This window comes from Comamonas sp. Z1 (genome assembly GCF_008121555.1).
Classification (GTDB): Bacteria; Pseudomonadota; Gammaproteobacteria; order Burkholderiales; family Burkholderiaceae_C; genus Comamonas; species Comamonas thiooxydans.
Genome location: NZ_VOQT01000003.1, coordinates 203,019 through 219,107 on the forward strand (window position 1 = coordinate 203,019; position 16,089 = coordinate 219,107).

A 16,089-nucleotide genomic window follows, 5' to 3' on the forward strand; every position below is an offset into this window, starting at 1 on the left:
AGGTTCATGACGCCACGCTGAGCCGCAAAGCCAGCGCTGCGAGGGTAATGAGCAGCACGGGCATGGTCAGCACCGCACCGACTTTGAAGTAGTAGCCCCAGCCAATCGTTGTGCCTTTCTTGGCGAGCACATGCAGCCAAAGGAGCGTGGCCAGGCTGCCAATCGGCGTGATCTTGGGACCCAGATCGCAGCCAATCACATTGGCGTACACCATGGCTTCCTTGACTGCCCCTGTGGCCGTGGATGCATCGATGGACAAGGCTCCGATCAGGACCGTGGGCATGTTGTTCATGATGGAAGACAGCACCGCAGACAGCACGCCTGTGCCCAGTGAAGCGGTCCACACGCCACCGGCTGCAAACTGGTTCAGCAACATGGCGATGTAATCCGTAAGGCCCGCGTTGCGCAGCCCATAGACCACCAGATACATCCCCAGCGAGAACACCACGATCTGCCACGGAGCACCATGAAGTACTTTCCTGGTGCTGATGACATGACCACGCGCAGCCACCGCCAGCAAGATCGCAGCCCCCACGGCGGCCACGGCGCTGACAGGGACGCCCAGGGGCTCCAGCGCGAAGAAGCCGACCAGCAGCAAGACCAACACGACCCAGCCAGCCTGGAAGGTGGCCAGATCCTTGATTGCAGCCGATGGCGACTTGAGCTGGGCCACGTCGTAAGTGGCAGGAATATCGCGTCGGAAAAACAGCAGCAATACACCCAAGCTCGCCAGGACCGAGGCAATGTTGACGGGAACCATCACCGATGCGTAGTCATTGAAGCCGATCTTGAAAAAATCGGCGGAGACGATATTCACCAGATTGGAGACGATCAGCGGCAGGCTCGCCGTGTCGGCAATAAAACCGGCGGCCATGACAAACGCCAGCGTTGCCGCCGGAGAAAAGCCCAGCGCCACTAGCATGGCCATCACGATGGGAGTGAGAATCAGCGCCGCTCCGTCATTGGCGAACAGGGCCGAAACGGCAGCACCCAGCAGCACGATGAAGGCAAACAGTTTGACTCCGCTGCCGCCACCCCAGCGGGCAAAGTGCAATGCAGCCCACTCGAAGAAACCGGCCTCATCGAGCAGAAGGCTGATGATGATGACGGCGACAAAGGTAGCCGTGGCATTCCAGACGATATGCCAGACCACTGGAATATCAGCTAAGTGCACGACTCCCAGCAACAGTGCGATACCTGCCCCAATAGAGGCGCTCCAGCCAATGCCAAGGCCGCGCGGCTGCCAGATGACCAGCGTCAAGGTGAAAATGAAAATCAGGATGGCCGTCAACATGACGTATAGGTCCTAGAAAAAGCTATAAGTCGGCATCAATCGCCCACCGCGTGCGGGCGTCAGTGAAGCCTGGTGCTGCAATCCAGACTCTGGATCTGGATCGCAATTGCAGTAACGGGATTTAGTGCGAAGAGAGTTCACGCGCCGTGGACTGCAGTACTGCCTGCTCCAGCTTTTGCGCTGGCAGGTTCACCAATAGCTCCAGGCGACGACGAATCATGTGCATCGTCTGCCGGAAGGCTTCCAGCTTTGCTTCGTCAGAGGCCTCGCCTTCCGAGGGGTCCGTGTAGCCCCAATGCGCTGTGGCGGGATGACCAGGCCAAAACGGACACACTTCACCAGCCGCGTTGTCGCATACGGTGATGATCAGATCCATATGCGGCGCACCAGGCACAGCAAATTCGTCCCAGCTCTTGCTGCGCAAGCCCTCGACCGAGACACCGGCCTTTTGCAGCACCTGCAGCCCAAGCGGATTGGGTTGCTGATTCTCGCGGGGGCTGCTGCCCGCCGAATAGGCTTTAAAACGGCCTTGGCCCATATCGTTGAGCAAGGCCTCAGCCAAGATGCTGCGTGCCGAATTGTGAGTGCACAGGAACAGGACGTTCAGGGGAGCTTTGTTGTCAGACATGGTTTTAGCAGCGGGACTTAGGGATGGGAAAAGGTTGCAGCGACGCTTAGCACTCGCACGACGCAACGGCGTCATCGGTACAAACCGCGCCCTGGCAGCAGTTCTCTGTGAGATATGCCAACAGATCATTCATCACTGGGAAGGCCGCGCGATAGAGCACGTTGCGGCCCTGCCGCTCCTGGGTGACCAGGTCGGCATGAAACAGCTCTTTCAAATGAAAGGACAGCGCGTTCGGCGCGATGCCGAGCTGCTCAGCTAAGGCACTAGGTGTCAGGCCTTCAGGTCCAGCCACAACAAGGGCGCGAAATACGCGCAATCGGGCCTCATGGGCCAGTGCGGATAGTGAGCGGATGACGTTTGCTTCTTGCATGACTTGATAGTACATCAATTGTTGAATTATTGTTTTAATGACCACAAGGACGTCCCAGGTGTCATCGCGAGGTCATCAGCCAGCGCCAAAGGCACGCCCAAGTTGATGCAAGTTGGGCGTCCTCCCTGAGTCTGAGCCGGGATCGCCAACCTATTGAATAAACAGAGAAATGTGAACTTGGGCGCTGAGCACCGCCCAACTTCCGAGCGCCCAACTTAAAGCGCTGAGGTACAGATGCTTTAAATAGCTGGCCACCGGTCGCAAACCCGCATGGAGCAAAGAAAAGGCCCGATAGAGGCCTGTACACGCATGTCCCACGTATCGCCCACTTTGGCCGTTTGATACGCCCTAGAAGACCATTTGGTGCCAAAGTGGTCGCGCCGCCTCAGCACCCCGAAATCGCTCGCAAGTCCGTGTCAACATTAGCGAACCCAAAATTTCCCGGTGCCATCGTCTGTGCCAAAACAAGCACTCCCCCACTGAAGAGTTGCGTTGCGCGGCCTTTGGCACAAATTTGCGCGATCTTTGGCACAAAGTAGCACAGCCTTTGGCACCAAGGCTGACAAATTGGCAAGCGATCACGTCCTCGAATGTGTTGTTTTATCACCCATCGACCAGTCTCCGTTGACGATGGGGGCGTTGGATGGATGCGTTGACCAGTTGACCTCCAACCGGGAGCACTGGCAAGAACAGGCCTTTAGCTGCCCTGTAGGTTTTTGCTGAAAAGGAGTCCTGCAAAGCCATATGGGTCACTTCTGACCGAGCGGCTCAAGTCGGCTGGCCGCGAGCGCCGAACGAATGCTTTGTGGGCACTCAATAGATGGCTTCTGGTCACACCTAGCCAATCCCTCCGTATCTTTGAATAAGACGTCGTGCAATACGAGACGCTTCAGTACCTGCTTGTCTCTAAAGCTCATCTTATTTTTTGTGTGCGCCTCAGCTTTTGGAGTTGACGCACCTCAAATCAAGACACAATGTACGCGGTCACTTTCGATTGAAAGTGAACCAACTGCATAAACGACGTATCTCATGTATGGGTGCATCCCTTTAGTGCTGGTTCATAACTTTACATAGGACCTCTTTTAGATGAGTACACATTCTTATAAGGATTTGTTGGCGCAACGCGAGGCTCTTGAGCAGCAGATTGCTGCCGCCCGCAAGACTGAAGTCGCAGACGCGGTGCAAAAAATCAAAGGCTTGATCGAGGCTTTCGGGCTGACACAGGATGATGTCTTCCCTGCCGCCAAGCAAAAACAAAAACGCGAGGCTGGCTCTGTGGCTCCAAAATATCGTGACCCAACCACAGGCCAGACCTGGTCCGGTCGAGGAAAGCCTCCGAATTGGATCAAAGATCAAGATCGTTCTCAGTTTGAGATTTGAAAGTGGCCCTAGCGGCCACTTTTTATTTCTCCCGACTGCCGCGGCGACCGTTCTTGCTCGCCCACTGGCGATTCTTTCAACACTGCCCCGGAGGTTCCTCACTCTTGGCCCAGCTGTAAATCGCCGATTCACCACGTTCGCGCTGATTCGCATCGCCGCCAACCGCGCACTCCTGCCGCCGGGCTTCCATCTCAAAGTCCTTGAAGCATGCCTGGATTGCAGAATCCGGTCGTTGATGCTGATGGCGGCCTTGTCTTTGATTTCCTTGGGCTTTTCAGCCGTCAGCTCGTACTGCTCCCACTCGAGCGACACATCATAGTCTTCGGTCTCCCAGCGGCTGTGCCCTACCGTATCGATCCATCTGTGCCCAAGCAAGCTGCTCGATGTAAGCGTCGCCTGTCATTCACAGATATGCCGCTGATAGGGTCAGCCACGCCGTGAGCAAGGCCACATTCAGCGGGCTGCGACAAGGGCTTGCCCACATGCCCCAGCCGGGCTTCCGGCCCAAGTCCAGCAACTTCAAGCCATTTGAGCCGCCTGAGAAGATCAAGTCGCTCAGGAGGACGCCGGATGCAGCGATAGCCTCGCCACCTCGCTCGCTTTCGTATGCCGAACCCTAGTCGAACACCACTCCTGAAAACTGCTCAATCTTCATTCAAGGCCGGGTGTTTTTATAAGGTTCTCCAAATTGATATGACTCAAGAATTAAAAGAAAAAAGCGATCTCTTGTTGAGAGATCGGCCGTAAAAATTCTCAGCTACTTGAATTCAGCATCTTTGTAATGCGTCTTGATCGTATCAACAACGCTGAAAAAGAACGCTATTTATCTGCTGGCTACTGAATATCAGATTGCTCTGCCGAACTAGCAAACGGACGCTTCAAGGCCAAGCAACACACAGAATTTCGCAAATTTCGACTCCTCTGCAATGTGAACCAATGACAACAAATGAAACAAATCGCATATTGTTTGTATATTTGAGCTTGTATCCCTCAGTTTGCATGTTGATGGACCCTGCACACTCCTCCTATCCGGAGTGTCTGGATCCCTTGCATGGATGGTGATGTCAGCCTAGGCCCGCGGCAAGTGAAAATGGCTTGTGCGGCCTGCATCTAGCGTAGGAGCGCGTTCTATGGTGCGGAGGTCTAGTTTCGAGTCCAAGGTTGTCACAGCATTTGGAACGGCTGCGCTGGTAGTGATCGCGATGGCACTATCGACGTGGGAAGTTGCAAATGATGCAGCCAAAGCTGCCCAAATGGTGACACATGCACACCAGTTGCTCAACAATATAGATCGCGTCAGAGGCTATTCTCTCCAATCTGAACTAACCACTCAAAATTTCCGCCTGACAGGTAATGCCGAGCATATTGCCGAGCGAAATGCAGCGATGGCTGAGCGAGAGCTTTCGCTGGAAAAAATACGGCAACTAACGATCGATAATCCAGATCAACAACGTCGCTGGACAGAGCTGCGTAAAGTCATTGACCAGCGCATGGCCGCTGCACGCCAAATTGAAAAATTGCGCAATACCCAAGGTCAGAAGGCAGCAAATGCATTTGCTGCCGCAACTACGCTTGCATCCACGCGTTTGCGCACCTATGAATTGCTGAGCGAGATGGATACCGAGGCGCGCCTGCGACTCGCTCTGGAAGAGGCCGAGCACAAGCAAGCGCGTCATAAGCTGGTGATGGCTGGAGCATTGGTCGCTGTGGCACTTATCTTGCTGTTGGGTTCCTCCTATCTTCTGATAAGACGTCAATTGCGCGAAACAGAAGCCAGTCAGCGTGCTCTGGCTGACAATGAAGAAAGCCTTGTGACTACCTTGCACTCGATCGGCGATGCAGTACTCGCAACAGACACTGAAGGGCGAATCACTCGCATGAATTCAGTGGCCGAACAGCTCACAGGCTGGAGTATCAATGAGGCTCAAGGCCGTTCTATCGAGGAAGTATTCAATATCATTCATGAGCAGACCCGCGAGCCTGCTCATATTCCTGTAGCAACGGTGTTAGCCACCGGGGAAGTGCAGGTACTTGCCGACTACACCTCAATCATTGCCAGAGATGGCACCGAACGTCCAATCTCTGATAGCGCCGCCCCCATCCGCGACTCCAAAGGCCAACTACGAGGTGCTGTACTAGTCTTTAGGGACGTTACTTTGGAGCGAAAGGCACAACGGATCATCCGTGAGCAAAACGCGTCACTTGAAGCTGACGTGCACCAACGCACTTTGCAATGGCATGAGATTCAAAGCCATTTGCACAACGTCATCAGCGCCGTTCCGGCGCTGATTGCCTACGTTAATGCACAACAGCACTACGAGTACGTCAACACTCAGTACCGGGAGTGCTTTGCACCTGACCACGAAGACATCACGGGTGAGTCGGTAAGACAAATCCTCGGAGAGGAACGCTATGTTGTTGCCAATGACTTGATCGGCAAGGTCCTCGCAGGAGAGCCGCAAACATATGATTGGCAGCCCTTTCCAGGAGTTTGGCAGACCATTCAGTATGTTCCCAAACGCCAAGCCGATGGAACGGTTGCTGGCTATTACGTATTGGGCACCGATATTACTGAGCGCAAACACTATGAAGAACGTATCCAGACGCTCAATGGGGAACTTGAACAACGAGTGCATGAGTTAGAGCATATTGGCCGCGGACTGCGAACCTTGAGCGCCGGTAATCGCACCATGCTACGAGCCAGCGAAGAACAGAGTCTGCTTGAAAACATGTGCCGAGCCATCGTGGCTGCAGGAGGCTATGGCATGGCTGCAGTCTGGTATTCGGGTGACGAGCCAGATCAACAACTACGTCCGATGGCCGAGTGCAATTATCCAGGCGGTATAGAAGCACTTCGCAGTCTAGGACTCATAGCAGCCGATACGGAGCTAGGCCAAAGCCTGACATCTAGCGCAATTCGCAGCGGCAAGGTTCAATTTGTCCGAGACATGCGTGTAGATTCCAACCATGTTCGATGGAGCGACAAGCTTGGTGAACTGAAATCAGGTGTATCTTGCCCTTTATTGGTTGAGGGCGAAGTCATTGGTGCACTATCCATTTATGACACCGAACCAGACGCGTTCGGCGAAGATGAAATCGCATTGCTGACCGAGTCAGCGGACGATCTAGCTTTTGGTATTTCCATTCTGCGTACACGCTCAGAACAACTACGTGTACAAGCAGAGATGAATCATATGCTGCGCCATGATCCCTTGACTGGACTACCCAATTCGATTGAATTCAGGGAAGTTCTGACTGCGAAAATTGAGGGAAGCTCTTCACATCCAGAGCCAATCGCGGCTTTGCAATTCAATATTGAACGCCTTCGAGAAATAAACGAGGTGCTGGTTTCTCTAATGGGGACCAGATTCTTAGAGACTTCGGAGAGCGCCTAAGGCAAAGCATTCCCGATTCTGCACATATTGCTCGTTTACGCGGAGACGAATTCGCAGTATTAGCGCCCACTCTGGATAGAGGTTCCGCCGTAGCCTTGGCCGAAGAGTTGGAAAAAACCATCTCCCGCCCTTTCCCGATCGCAGATATTGAATTGGATGTCAGTGCAAGAGCTGGCATAGCTTTGTTTCCCGAACACGGCACAACTGCCGATGAACTATTGCGTCAAATGGGAAAGGCCACCCATCAAGCCAAGGCCCGCGGACTGAGCCAGTGCGTATTCGACCCGTCACATCAGAAAAATCAAGCGGGACGATTGACCATGGCAGGAGAACTTCGGCGAGCCATTGCTGGCAATCAGCTGCGACTATTTTTACAGCCAAAAGTTGATTTTTCCTCCGGGCAAATCTGTGGAGCAGAGGCCTTGGTACGCTGGATGCATCCGATTAAAGGACTAATTCCTCCCGGATTGTTTATCGACCTGGCTGAGCAAACAGGCTTGATCAAGCCTTTGACGGAATGGGTCATTGTCGCAGCCCTTGATCTGCTGCAGAGCTGGCAGGCAAAAAGCTGTGCTGTTCCTATTGCAATCAATCTCTCCGCGCGAAACTTCAGAGATGAACAGCTTTTCGCCAAGTATCGCCAATGGCATTCAGAGCGCTCTGTGTCAACCGGACTATTGGAAATCGAAATTACGGAAAGCACCGTAATGGAGCATGCTGAATATGCTCTACGAGCACTGAGCGAGATGAGCGATGCTGGGATTCCTCTTTATGTGGATGATTTTGGAACGGGGTACTCCTCATTGAGCTATCTACAAAAACTACCAGTAGATTACATCAAGATCGACCAATCATTCGTTTCTGCAATGCATCGCGATCGGGATTCTGCCACGATTGTGCGCTCCACCATTGATCTCGTACATGATCTCGGACGGAAGACGGTTGCCGAAGGTGTGGAGACCAAAGAGCACTGGGATCTGCTCAAGGATCTTGGCTGTGATATTGCACAAGGCTACTACATCGCCAAACCTATGCCTTCCAGCGATTTCCAGAAATGGGCCGAAGATTTCAGAAAATCTCAGTCACGGGATAGTTCATCCTTTTCAAGATAATCCATTACATTGAAATTACGCACCCAACAACAAAGAAAAAGGTATTTTCAACATCAATAAATTTCAAGACAGCAGAATTATGCGGTGCATAGATACGCCTGAAATTTTATTCTGACAAATTAAATGATGACAGACGACAACTAATAATCTATAGCGAGCAAATTAATCTGGCGTTTGCAAGCCTAGCTACTTTGAATATGCACTTCGTAACTTCATAGCTGATTACATTCTCACTCCCCATCTCATACGAGATTGCAAGTTCTCGAATCTGAAAGCATCGAGTCGGGCATCTATTTTTTTTGGCATTCAAAGGTCGAAACCCAAGAGCAACTGCCGACCATATAGTTTCCGGCCTCAGACTGAAGGCCAAGCGCACAAGACGTGCTTCAAATGCGCGCCACGCAAAAAAGCAAGTGCGCCAGTGGCACTATGCTGATCGCTATCGTCTATGGATTCAACTGGTCAGCGCAACACAATGACTGCCTCTGGCGCAAGAAGTGTTGGCATGAAGCAAAGACCGCGGATTTACTACACTGAAAATCCAAAGAGCCACACTTTGCCCCCAAACAGACTCCCAACACCCGCTGTCGGTCCGACCTCGCTGCCCAATTCACTTACCTCGGACCACTACGCCTGCCATCATGACACCTGACCAATATCTTGCGCATTTGCAGGCTGTGTATGCCGCATTCCAGCTGCGCTTTCACCCCTTGCCGCCAGCCAGCGAACAGGATCTGGCCGCTTTGGCCGCCGCGCTGGGGCCTCTGGATACCGATCTGGCCGCATTCTGGCGCCTGACTGCAGGCAGCAGCGCCGACAGCACCCAGCCCCTGTTTCAGCGGCCGAGCTTTGTAGATGCACTGGACCTTCTCACGCCACCTCAGGCCATAGCCCTGGCACTCCGCATGGAAAGTCGAGCCCAGCGCATGTGGGATCTGGCCGGCCCCGCATCCCAGGACCCTCGCCTGAGCGGGCGCTGGTGGCACGCCGGCTGGCAGCCGTTTGCCAGCTTCTATGGGGACATCGTGCTAATGGTCGATCATCATCCCGGTCCTGAAGGACAGCGCGGCCAGATCATTGCCTATGTGCACGACCCCGACCAGATCTGCTGGATTGCCCCCAGTTTCTCAGCCTATCTTCAAGCGTCCGCCGACTCGATTGACGATGACAGAGAAGAATTTTTGAATGGACCACTGGACGAGCAGGAATAAGCGGAGCTCTGAGCTACGCCCCGGCCTGAAGGCAGTAACTGGACAGCGTGGCCGAGTCCATGAAGGCCTCTTCAAAGTAAACACGGCGGGCCAGGTCCTGCTCAGCCGCCCCCACCACCACCATCAACGGCAGCAGATGCTCCTCCCGTGGATGGGCCATACGCGCGCCGGGGGCCCGATCCCAATCGGCCAGCCGCTGGCCGCGCGTGGCAGGTGTCATCTGCATCAGCGTCTCGGCCAACCAATCGTCAAACAGCTTGGAAGGCGCCCGCCCCACGGGGCCGAAGCTACGCATATTGTGATAGCTGGAGCCGCTGCCAATGATGAGAACTCCCTCGTCACGCAACGGGGCCAACGCACGGCCCACGGCCAGGTGTTCTGCAGCGTTCAGATTGCTGCGCAGGCTGAGCTGAAGCACGGGCACATCGGCCTGCGGATAGATCACAGCCATGGGCACAAACATGCCATGGTCGTAGCCGCGCTGGTCGTCAGCCCGCACGTCCTCTCCAGCCTGCGCCAGCAACTGCTGCACCCTGCCTGCCAGCTCAGACGAGCCGGGCGCGCGGTAATGCAGGTTATAGGTTTGCGGCGGAAAGCCGCCATAGTCATACAGCATGCCAGGATGGGCGGCACTCTGCACGGTGAAAACCGGCTCCTCCCAATGGGCGGAGATCAGCAACACGGCCCGGGGCCTGCGCGCCAGTTGGCGCGGAATATTGCGCAAGCCCTCGGCCATCAGCGCATGCCAGTCGTGCATCTCCGGCACCCAGGGCCAGGGGCCTGCTCCATGGCAGAGAAAGTACACGGGCATGCGAGCGCCTGCCTCCATTGGCCCGGAAACCGCCTGACTGCCCAGGCCTTCACGCTCCTCCATGCCAGTCTCTCCCATGCATCAATAGGTCATCAAAAACATAGCTGCCTGCACTTTCCCCATCAAAACTGGAGACCTAAAACTCCTCATTCTTAGCAGACAGGCATAAAAAAACCTCCTTGCGGAGGTTTTTGCCAACGATCAGGTCCGAGCCGTGCAGCCGCAGACCTGATGCCGTATTGCCGGGATCAGGCAGCGAAGTTGGCTTCGGCGAACTTCCAGTTCACCAGCTTTTCCAGGAAGGTTTCGACAAACTTGGGACGCAGGTTGCGGTAGTCGATGTAGTAAGCGTGTTCCCACACGTCCACGGTCAGCAGCGCCTTGTCGGCGGTGGTCAGGGGGGTACCGGCAGCGCCCATGTTGACGATGTCCACGGAACCGTCGGCCTTCTTCACCAGCCAGGTCCAGCCGGAACCGAAGTTGCCGGCAGCGGAAGCCACGAAAGCCTTCTTGAACTCGGCGTAGGAGCCCCACTTCTTGTTGATGGCATCAGCCAGAGCGCCTGTAGGCTCTGCTCCGCCGTTGGGGGTCATGCAGTTCCAGAAGAAAGTGTGGTTCCAGATCTGGGCAGCGTTGTTGTAGATGCCGCCGGAAGACTTCTTGACGACTTCTTCCAGATCCATGTTTTCGAATTCGGTGCCCTTTTGCAGGTTGTTCAGGTTCACCACATAGGCGTTATGGTGCTTGCCATGGTGGAATTCCAGGGTTTCCTGGCTGTAACCGAACGGAGCCAGTGCATCGATAGCGTATGGCAGGGGGGGCAGAGTGCGTTCCATGATGGTTTTCCTCGTGGTTGAAATTTTTGGGGGCCGTCCAGTGCCAAGGCGCCTGAGCGGTGACCGCTGTGCCGGCCGGCACATTGCTGTACTACAGACGTCAAGTATTGCACTAACCGAACCATTGTAGAAAGAACTGAGAGGCTGCGCGCCACTCATCAGGACTATTGCGCACGCAGCCAAAAGCATGCGCTCACGGCTTACAGCGCATGAACACTGGCCCCTGTTGCATTGCCTGCGCCGATTGCAAAAGAGTTCTGATGAAGAACCCGGTTAGCGTGCAGGTGTTTTGCAGCCAGCTTGTGGCTGGCGAGCATCAAAGCAGGCGCGGCTGAGTGACCACCACATCCACCGCTCCGTCCGACAGCTGAGCCTTCAGCGCCGTCCCCGGAACGGCCTGCCTGACCTGGGTCACAGGCCTGCCCTGCTGATCCGTCAGCAAGGCATAGCCGCGCTGCAACACAAGGCGCGGGTCCAGCAGTTGCAAGCGCAGGTCGATACGATCCAGCGTTTGCCTTTGCTGCTCCAGACTGCGCTGGAAGATATTGGGAAAACTGACCTGTATCGCTTTCTGGCTCTGCGCAAGCCGCTGCAATTTCAATAGCATTGAGTGGCGCAGGCGCTGTGCCTGACGGCTGAGCTGCAGCTGATTGCGCGCCAACTGCTCGCTGGGCCGCCCCAAACGCTGTGCAGCGATATCCAGGCGCTGGGCCTGGCGATCCAGCACACGCTGCACGGCATTGTCCAGACGGTCCTGCATCAGACCCAGAGCCCCTAGCCAGACCTCGCGCGGCTGGGCTGCCAGCTCGGCCGCAGCCGTGGGCGTGGGCGCACGCAGGTCGGCGCAAAAATCGGCAATGGTGAAGTCGGTTTCGTGACCCACGCCGCTGATCAGCGGCACCGGGCTTTGCACAATGGTGCGCGCCAGCTGTTCGTCGTTGAAGGCCCACAGGTCTTCCAGCGAGCCGCCACCGCGCACCAGCAAGATGGTGTCTATCACCGGTTGCCGCGCGGAATCAACACGCAAGTCGCCGCTTGCATCTTGTCCCTCTTGCGTCAGGAGATACAGTTTTGATAGCGCCTGCACAAGCGATTGCGGCGCCTGGAGCCCCTGCACCAGGGCCGGAACAATTACCACCGGGATATGTGGCACGCGGCGGCGCAGCGCCGTCACCACATCGTGCAAGGCGGCCGCCCCCAGGGACGTGACCAAGCCAATGCCGCGCGGCAAGGGCGGCAGCGATCGCTTGCGCGCAGGGTCGAACAGGCCCTCGGACTCCAGCTGAGCCTTGAGGCGCAGAAACTGCTCGAACAAGGCCCCCTGCCCGGCTCGCTGCATGCTCTCCACCACCAGTTGCAGATCGCCACGCTGCTCGTAGACGCCTAGACGCCCTCTGACTTCGACCAGCTCGCCATCACGTGGCGAGAAACCGACCTGCTCGGCCGCACGACGGAACATGGCACAGCGAATCTGCCCGCTCGCGTCCTTGAGGTTGAAATAGCAATGCCCGCTAGCAGCGCGCGAAAAGCCACTGAGCTCACCGCGCACCGCGACCGGATTGAAACGAGCCTGCAAGGCATCGCCAATGGCGTGGCATAGCGCGCCAACTTCCCACACATGCGGCGTGGTTGCTGAGTTTGGACGTTCAAACATTGAATTCATGCGGTGTCAGCGAGGTCTTACGCGGGCCTGATTCTCCACAGATGTCGGCGTCCAGCCTTGTCGGCGACAAAGCCAGAAAAATCCTAAACAACACATGAGGAAAATCATCCATCCTATTGATTTAAAACAACTTATAAGGCTTCATACAGGTGTCAAACTCGTAACAAGCCTTTAAAGCGAAGCAGATAACTGCCCGGCACAGCAACTAGATCACAAAGTTATCCACAGATTTCTGTGATATACGCGAAAGCATTCGCAAAGAATCGCAAGCACTTTGTGCCTGCTCTGCCGCTCCAAGCTCCTTGCGCTTCAAGCGCTGCCGCACGATCTTGCTGCGCTGGCTCAAGCCAGCCGTATGAGGCCTGTAAAAACGGGTCGCAGCGGCACGGCAGTGGGTCATAATCGTCGGCTGCAATTTCTGAACGACGAGGGAGAGCAACGTTGCTGTCGATCATACAAGCCGCAGGATGGCCTATCTGGCCTTTGATTGCCTGCTCGATTCTGGCCCTGGCCCTGATTTTTGAGCGCTTTGCCTCGCTGAAAGCCAGCAAGGTCGCGCCGACCAATCTTCTCAATGAAGCGATTTCGGTCTCCACCAAGCACCTGCCCAGCGCTGAAACCACCCAGCAACTGGCCCAAAGCTCGGTATTGGGTGAGGTTCTGGCCACTGGTCTGCGTACCCGCCAGGCACATCCCGAAAGCAGCGAGGAAGAGCTGCGCTCGGCCATGGAGGGCGCGGGCCGCGCTGCCGCCCACAAGCTGGAAAAGTATTTGAGCGCCCTGGCCACCATTGCCTCGGCCGCGCCGCTGCTGGGCCTGTTGGGCACGGTGATCGGCATGATCGAGATTTTCGGCTCCCAGCCGGGAGCCAGCTCCGGCGCCGGCAACCCCGCCCAGCTCGCCCATGGCATCTCGATTGCGCTCTACAACACGGCATTCGGCCTGATGGTGGCCATTCCGTCGCTGATCTTCTGGCGCTATTTCCGCGCCCGTGTGGACGGCTATCTGCTGGGCATGGAACTGGCGTCCGAGCAGTTCGTGCGCCATCTGGGCCGCATCAAGCCTGCCAAGTAAGAAGCGGAACGCATCCATCATGAACTTCCGTCCTCGTCACCGCGATGAGCCCGAGATCAATCTGATCGCCTTCATCGACGTGCTGCTGGTGGTGCTGATCTTTTTGATGCTCTCCACCACTTACAGCAAGTTCACCGAGCTGCAACTGACTTTGCCCGTGGCCGACACCGAGCAGCAACGCGATCGCCCCAAGGAAATCATCGTCGGCGTCTCTGCTGATGGCCGCTACTCCGTCAACAAGCAAGGCGTGGATGACCGCAGCGTCTCCTCTGTTGCCGCCGCCCTGTCCGGTGCGGCAACTGCGGGCAATGACAGCGTGGTCATCATCAGTGCCGATGCCAACTCCCCGCACCAGTCGGTGGTGACCGTCATGGAAGCGGCCCGCCACGCGGGACTGTCGCAGATCACGTTTGCCACCCAGACCTCGGCCAGCGCAGGCAAGGCCAACTAGGAACTCACCATCCCTCTTTTGGTGATGACGCCACATGAAAAACGGGCCATCTGGCCCGTTTTTCTTTGCCCTCATGCCATTTCTCAGGCCTGGAGACCCAGCACCGTCAGATCCAGCTTGCCACCAGAAACCGGCGGACACCAGAAATAGCAGCCCGTCAGCGGCCTGGAAAAGCGGAACAGTCCATCGCTGATGCCGTCATCCATGCCCAGCATGCGGCGCATCTGAGCCTCGAAAGCGTCGAAGCTGCAGCCAAAGGCGGAGAACATCAAACCGCTGCGATCACTGCCCTGCGGGCTAACGCTCCACCAGGGCATTGAGCGTCGCACCACAAAGGCTTCCGGCTCAAAGCTCTCCTGCGCCGTGCGCTTGACATGGGCTGATTCAGGGGCATCGTCCAGTTCCTCGTTGTCGCTGCGGCGACGACCCACGGCATGGTCCTGCTCCATGGTGCTCATGCAGCCAAAGGCCGAGTAGTCATGTTGCCACTGTTGCAAGGCCCAGTAGCTGCAACCGTCCATGCCTGCCCCCTGCTCTGCCGCAATGCCGGCTGCCACGGCCTCATCGTCCTCGGGGTTCTCGGTGCCGTCTTCATAACCGGTCAGATCACGGCCGTGACCGTTGTCCGAACGCTGGTGCACAAAGGCATCCACGATGTGATCAAGCTTGAAGACCGGCGCCAGCAAGTTGGTCAGCTTGGCCGTCAGAGCGATCAGCTCACCGCGTTGATCACCGCGCAGCCACAGGCACAGCGCATAAGGTGTGCTGGGTGCTTCGAACTGCGGGCCCTTGAGGTGCGGGAACTCGCGCATCAGCGGCAGTTTCTTGTCCAGTTGCTGCAGCACCTGCAGGCCCAGACCCGCCACTACCTGCTGACCGTCAACACTGGTCTGCAATTTCTTCAGACTGTTCTGCAAATCTGCACCTGTACCGACCAGGGTGAAGAAAACATAGCGCCCCTGTTCAGGAAGAGACGCCAGAATGCCTGCTTGTGCTTTTGTCATGGGGTTGCCGATTCAATTGATGGAAAACACATCAAAGTTTAGTAGCGAATCAACAGCGCCCCGCCAAGCCTTGAGCCGCTTGCCGGATTTGAAAAAATTCAGCCTCAAGCGCAAAAAAGTCGCGACTTTGCCCAAACCACCATTTTTCCGCTGCTAGAATTCATCCCATCGACGACAGGCGCGTAGCTCAGCTGGTTAGAGCACCACCTTGACATGGTGGGGGTCGTTGGTTCGAGTCCAATCGCGCCTACCAAACATCGCAAGCAAAACCAGAGCTTGCAAGCAAGACAGCCCGCTGAAAAGCGGGCTTTTTTGTTTCTGCCCCTCTCTTGGGGTGCCGACGTATGGATCACGCCATGGTCAATGTCGCGCTCTGCGTCGTTTTCACGCTCCGTCAGGGATGGTCGGCTCCACCAGGAGGGCAAGCAGCTGCAGCGACTCCTGCCAGCCCAGATAGCAGGCCTGCTCGGGAATCACGTCGGGAACGCCCTCCTGCACCACATGCAGCTCGGTGCCACAAAACACGGCTTTCAAGTTCACGGTGGTGATCATTTCACCCGGCAGATTCGGGTCCTCGAAGCGGTCGGTATGGCGTATGCGCTGGCCTGGCACCAGCTCCAGAAACTCGCCGCCAAAGCTGTTTTGACTGTTGGCGGAAAAATTGATGAAGCTCATGCGATAGCGGCCGCCCACACGGGCGTCAAATTCATGCACCTGCGCCGCGAAACCATGGGGCGGCAACCACTTGACCATGGCTTCGGGGGTCGTGAAGGCCCGATAGACGCGTTCGGGCGGAGCTTTGATCACACGGTGCAGTCGAATGGTCTGTGGCATGCGAGACTCCTGAGGTAGAGGCCGCA

At 56.2% G+C, this 16,089-nt stretch carries 14 protein-coding genes and 1 tRNA gene; 7 read left to right on the plus strand and 8 right to left on the minus strand.

The annotated features are described in order from the left end of the window. Window positions 1–4 precede the first annotated feature (4 nt). The 3 genes from FSY45_RS07610 to FSY45_RS07620 all read right to left on the minus strand — a co-directional run bounded on the left by FSY45_RS07610 (window position 5) and on the right by FSY45_RS07620 (window position 2,292). On the minus strand, window positions 5–1,294 hold the full coding sequence (locus FSY45_RS07610) for an arsenic transporter (protein ID WP_003065117.1): 1,290 nt from the start codon (window positions 1,292–1,294) through the stop codon (window positions 5–7). A gap of 121 nt (window positions 1,295–1,415) precedes the next feature. Continuing rightward, window positions 1,416–1,922 carry an arsenate reductase ArsC gene (locus FSY45_RS07615; RefSeq protein WP_148748021.1) on the minus strand — a complete coding sequence of 169 codons (507 nt, stop codon included), beginning with the start codon at window positions 1,920–1,922 and terminating at the stop codon, window positions 1,416–1,418. A 46-nt stretch (window positions 1,923–1,968) separates the two neighbouring features. Then, window positions 1,969–2,292, minus strand: coding sequence for a helix-turn-helix transcriptional regulator (locus tag FSY45_RS07620; protein WP_034362041.1), 324 nt, complete (start codon window positions 2,290–2,292; stop codon window positions 1,969–1,971). A 1,086-nt stretch (window positions 2,293–3,378) separates the two neighbouring features. On the opposite strand from FSY45_RS07620, the gene FSY45_RS07625 reads away from it, so the two are divergent. From FSY45_RS07625 to FSY45_RS07635, 4 genes are all read left to right on the plus strand, one after another. Continuing rightward, window positions 3,379–3,672: an H-NS histone family protein gene (locus FSY45_RS07625; RefSeq protein ID WP_003067427.1), complete on the plus strand. Its 294-nt coding sequence runs from the start codon at window positions 3,379–3,381 to the stop codon at window positions 3,670–3,672. Between the two features lie 1,130 nt (window positions 3,673–4,802). After that, window positions 4,803–7,067, plus strand: coding sequence for a PAS domain-containing protein (locus FSY45_RS07630; protein WP_223305594.1), 2,265 nt, complete (start codon window positions 4,803–4,805; stop codon window positions 7,065–7,067). An 8-nt stretch (window positions 7,068–7,075) separates the two neighbouring features. Further along, complete coding sequence (locus tag FSY45_RS28200) at window positions 7,076–8,179, plus strand: bifunctional diguanylate cyclase/phosphodiesterase (RefSeq protein ID WP_255443276.1); 1,104 nt, start codon at window positions 7,076–7,078, stop codon at window positions 8,177–8,179. 641 nt (window positions 8,180–8,820) lie between these two features. Beyond that, a complete protein-coding gene (locus tag FSY45_RS07635) occupies window positions 8,821–9,390 on the plus strand; it encodes an SMI1/KNR4 family protein (RefSeq protein ID WP_046460188.1) in 570 nt (189 codons plus the stop codon). A gap of 13 nt (window positions 9,391–9,403) precedes the next feature. On the opposite strand, the gene FSY45_RS07640 is transcribed toward FSY45_RS07635, so the two are convergent. The 3 genes from FSY45_RS07640 to xseA form a co-directional block, all read right to left on the minus strand. Next, the gene (locus FSY45_RS07640; protein WP_080944367.1) at window positions 9,404–10,264 is read right to left on the minus strand and encodes a class III extradiol ring-cleavage dioxygenase; all 861 of its coding nucleotides are present in this window, start codon (window positions 10,262–10,264) and stop codon (window positions 9,404–9,406) included. Between the two features lie 185 nt (window positions 10,265–10,449). Next, window positions 10,450–11,037, minus strand: coding sequence for a superoxide dismutase (locus tag FSY45_RS07645; protein WP_003054032.1), 588 nt, complete (start codon window positions 11,035–11,037; stop codon window positions 10,450–10,452). A 316-nt stretch (window positions 11,038–11,353) separates the two neighbouring features. Further along, window positions 11,354–12,691 (minus strand): exodeoxyribonuclease VII large subunit, encoded by a 1,338-nt coding sequence (gene xseA / locus FSY45_RS07650; RefSeq protein WP_046460187.1) that lies wholly within the window; start codon window positions 12,689–12,691, stop codon window positions 11,354–11,356. 450 nt (window positions 12,692–13,141) lie between these two features. Here xseA and FSY45_RS07655 point away from each other — a divergent pair, with 450 nt between their 5' ends. Beyond that, window positions 13,142–13,774 carry a MotA/TolQ/ExbB proton channel family protein gene (locus FSY45_RS07655; protein WP_003062918.1) on the plus strand — a complete coding sequence of 211 codons (633 nt, stop codon included), beginning with the start codon at window positions 13,142–13,144 and terminating at the stop codon, window positions 13,772–13,774. A 19-nt stretch (window positions 13,775–13,793) separates the two neighbouring features. Continuing rightward, a complete protein-coding gene (locus tag FSY45_RS07660) occupies window positions 13,794–14,225 on the plus strand; it encodes a biopolymer transporter ExbD (protein WP_003054027.1) in 432 nt (143 codons plus the stop codon). Window positions 14,226–14,308: 83 nt separating this feature from the next. On the opposite strand, the gene FSY45_RS07665 is transcribed toward FSY45_RS07660, so the two are convergent. Next, a complete protein-coding gene (locus FSY45_RS07665) occupies window positions 14,309–15,229 on the minus strand; it encodes a Dyp-type peroxidase (protein ID WP_046460186.1) in 921 nt (306 codons plus the stop codon). Between the two features lie 176 nt (window positions 15,230–15,405). On the opposite strand from FSY45_RS07665, the gene FSY45_RS07670 reads away from it, so the two are divergent. Then, window positions 15,406–15,482, plus strand: a tRNA-Val gene (locus FSY45_RS07670). A gap of 131 nt (window positions 15,483–15,613) precedes the next feature. On the opposite strand, the gene FSY45_RS07675 is transcribed toward FSY45_RS07670, so the two are convergent. Next, window positions 15,614–16,063: an SRPBCC family protein gene (locus FSY45_RS07675; RefSeq protein WP_003062911.1), complete on the minus strand. Its 450-nt coding sequence runs from the start codon at window positions 16,061–16,063 to the stop codon at window positions 15,614–15,616. Window positions 16,064–16,089: the final 26 nt, after the last annotated feature.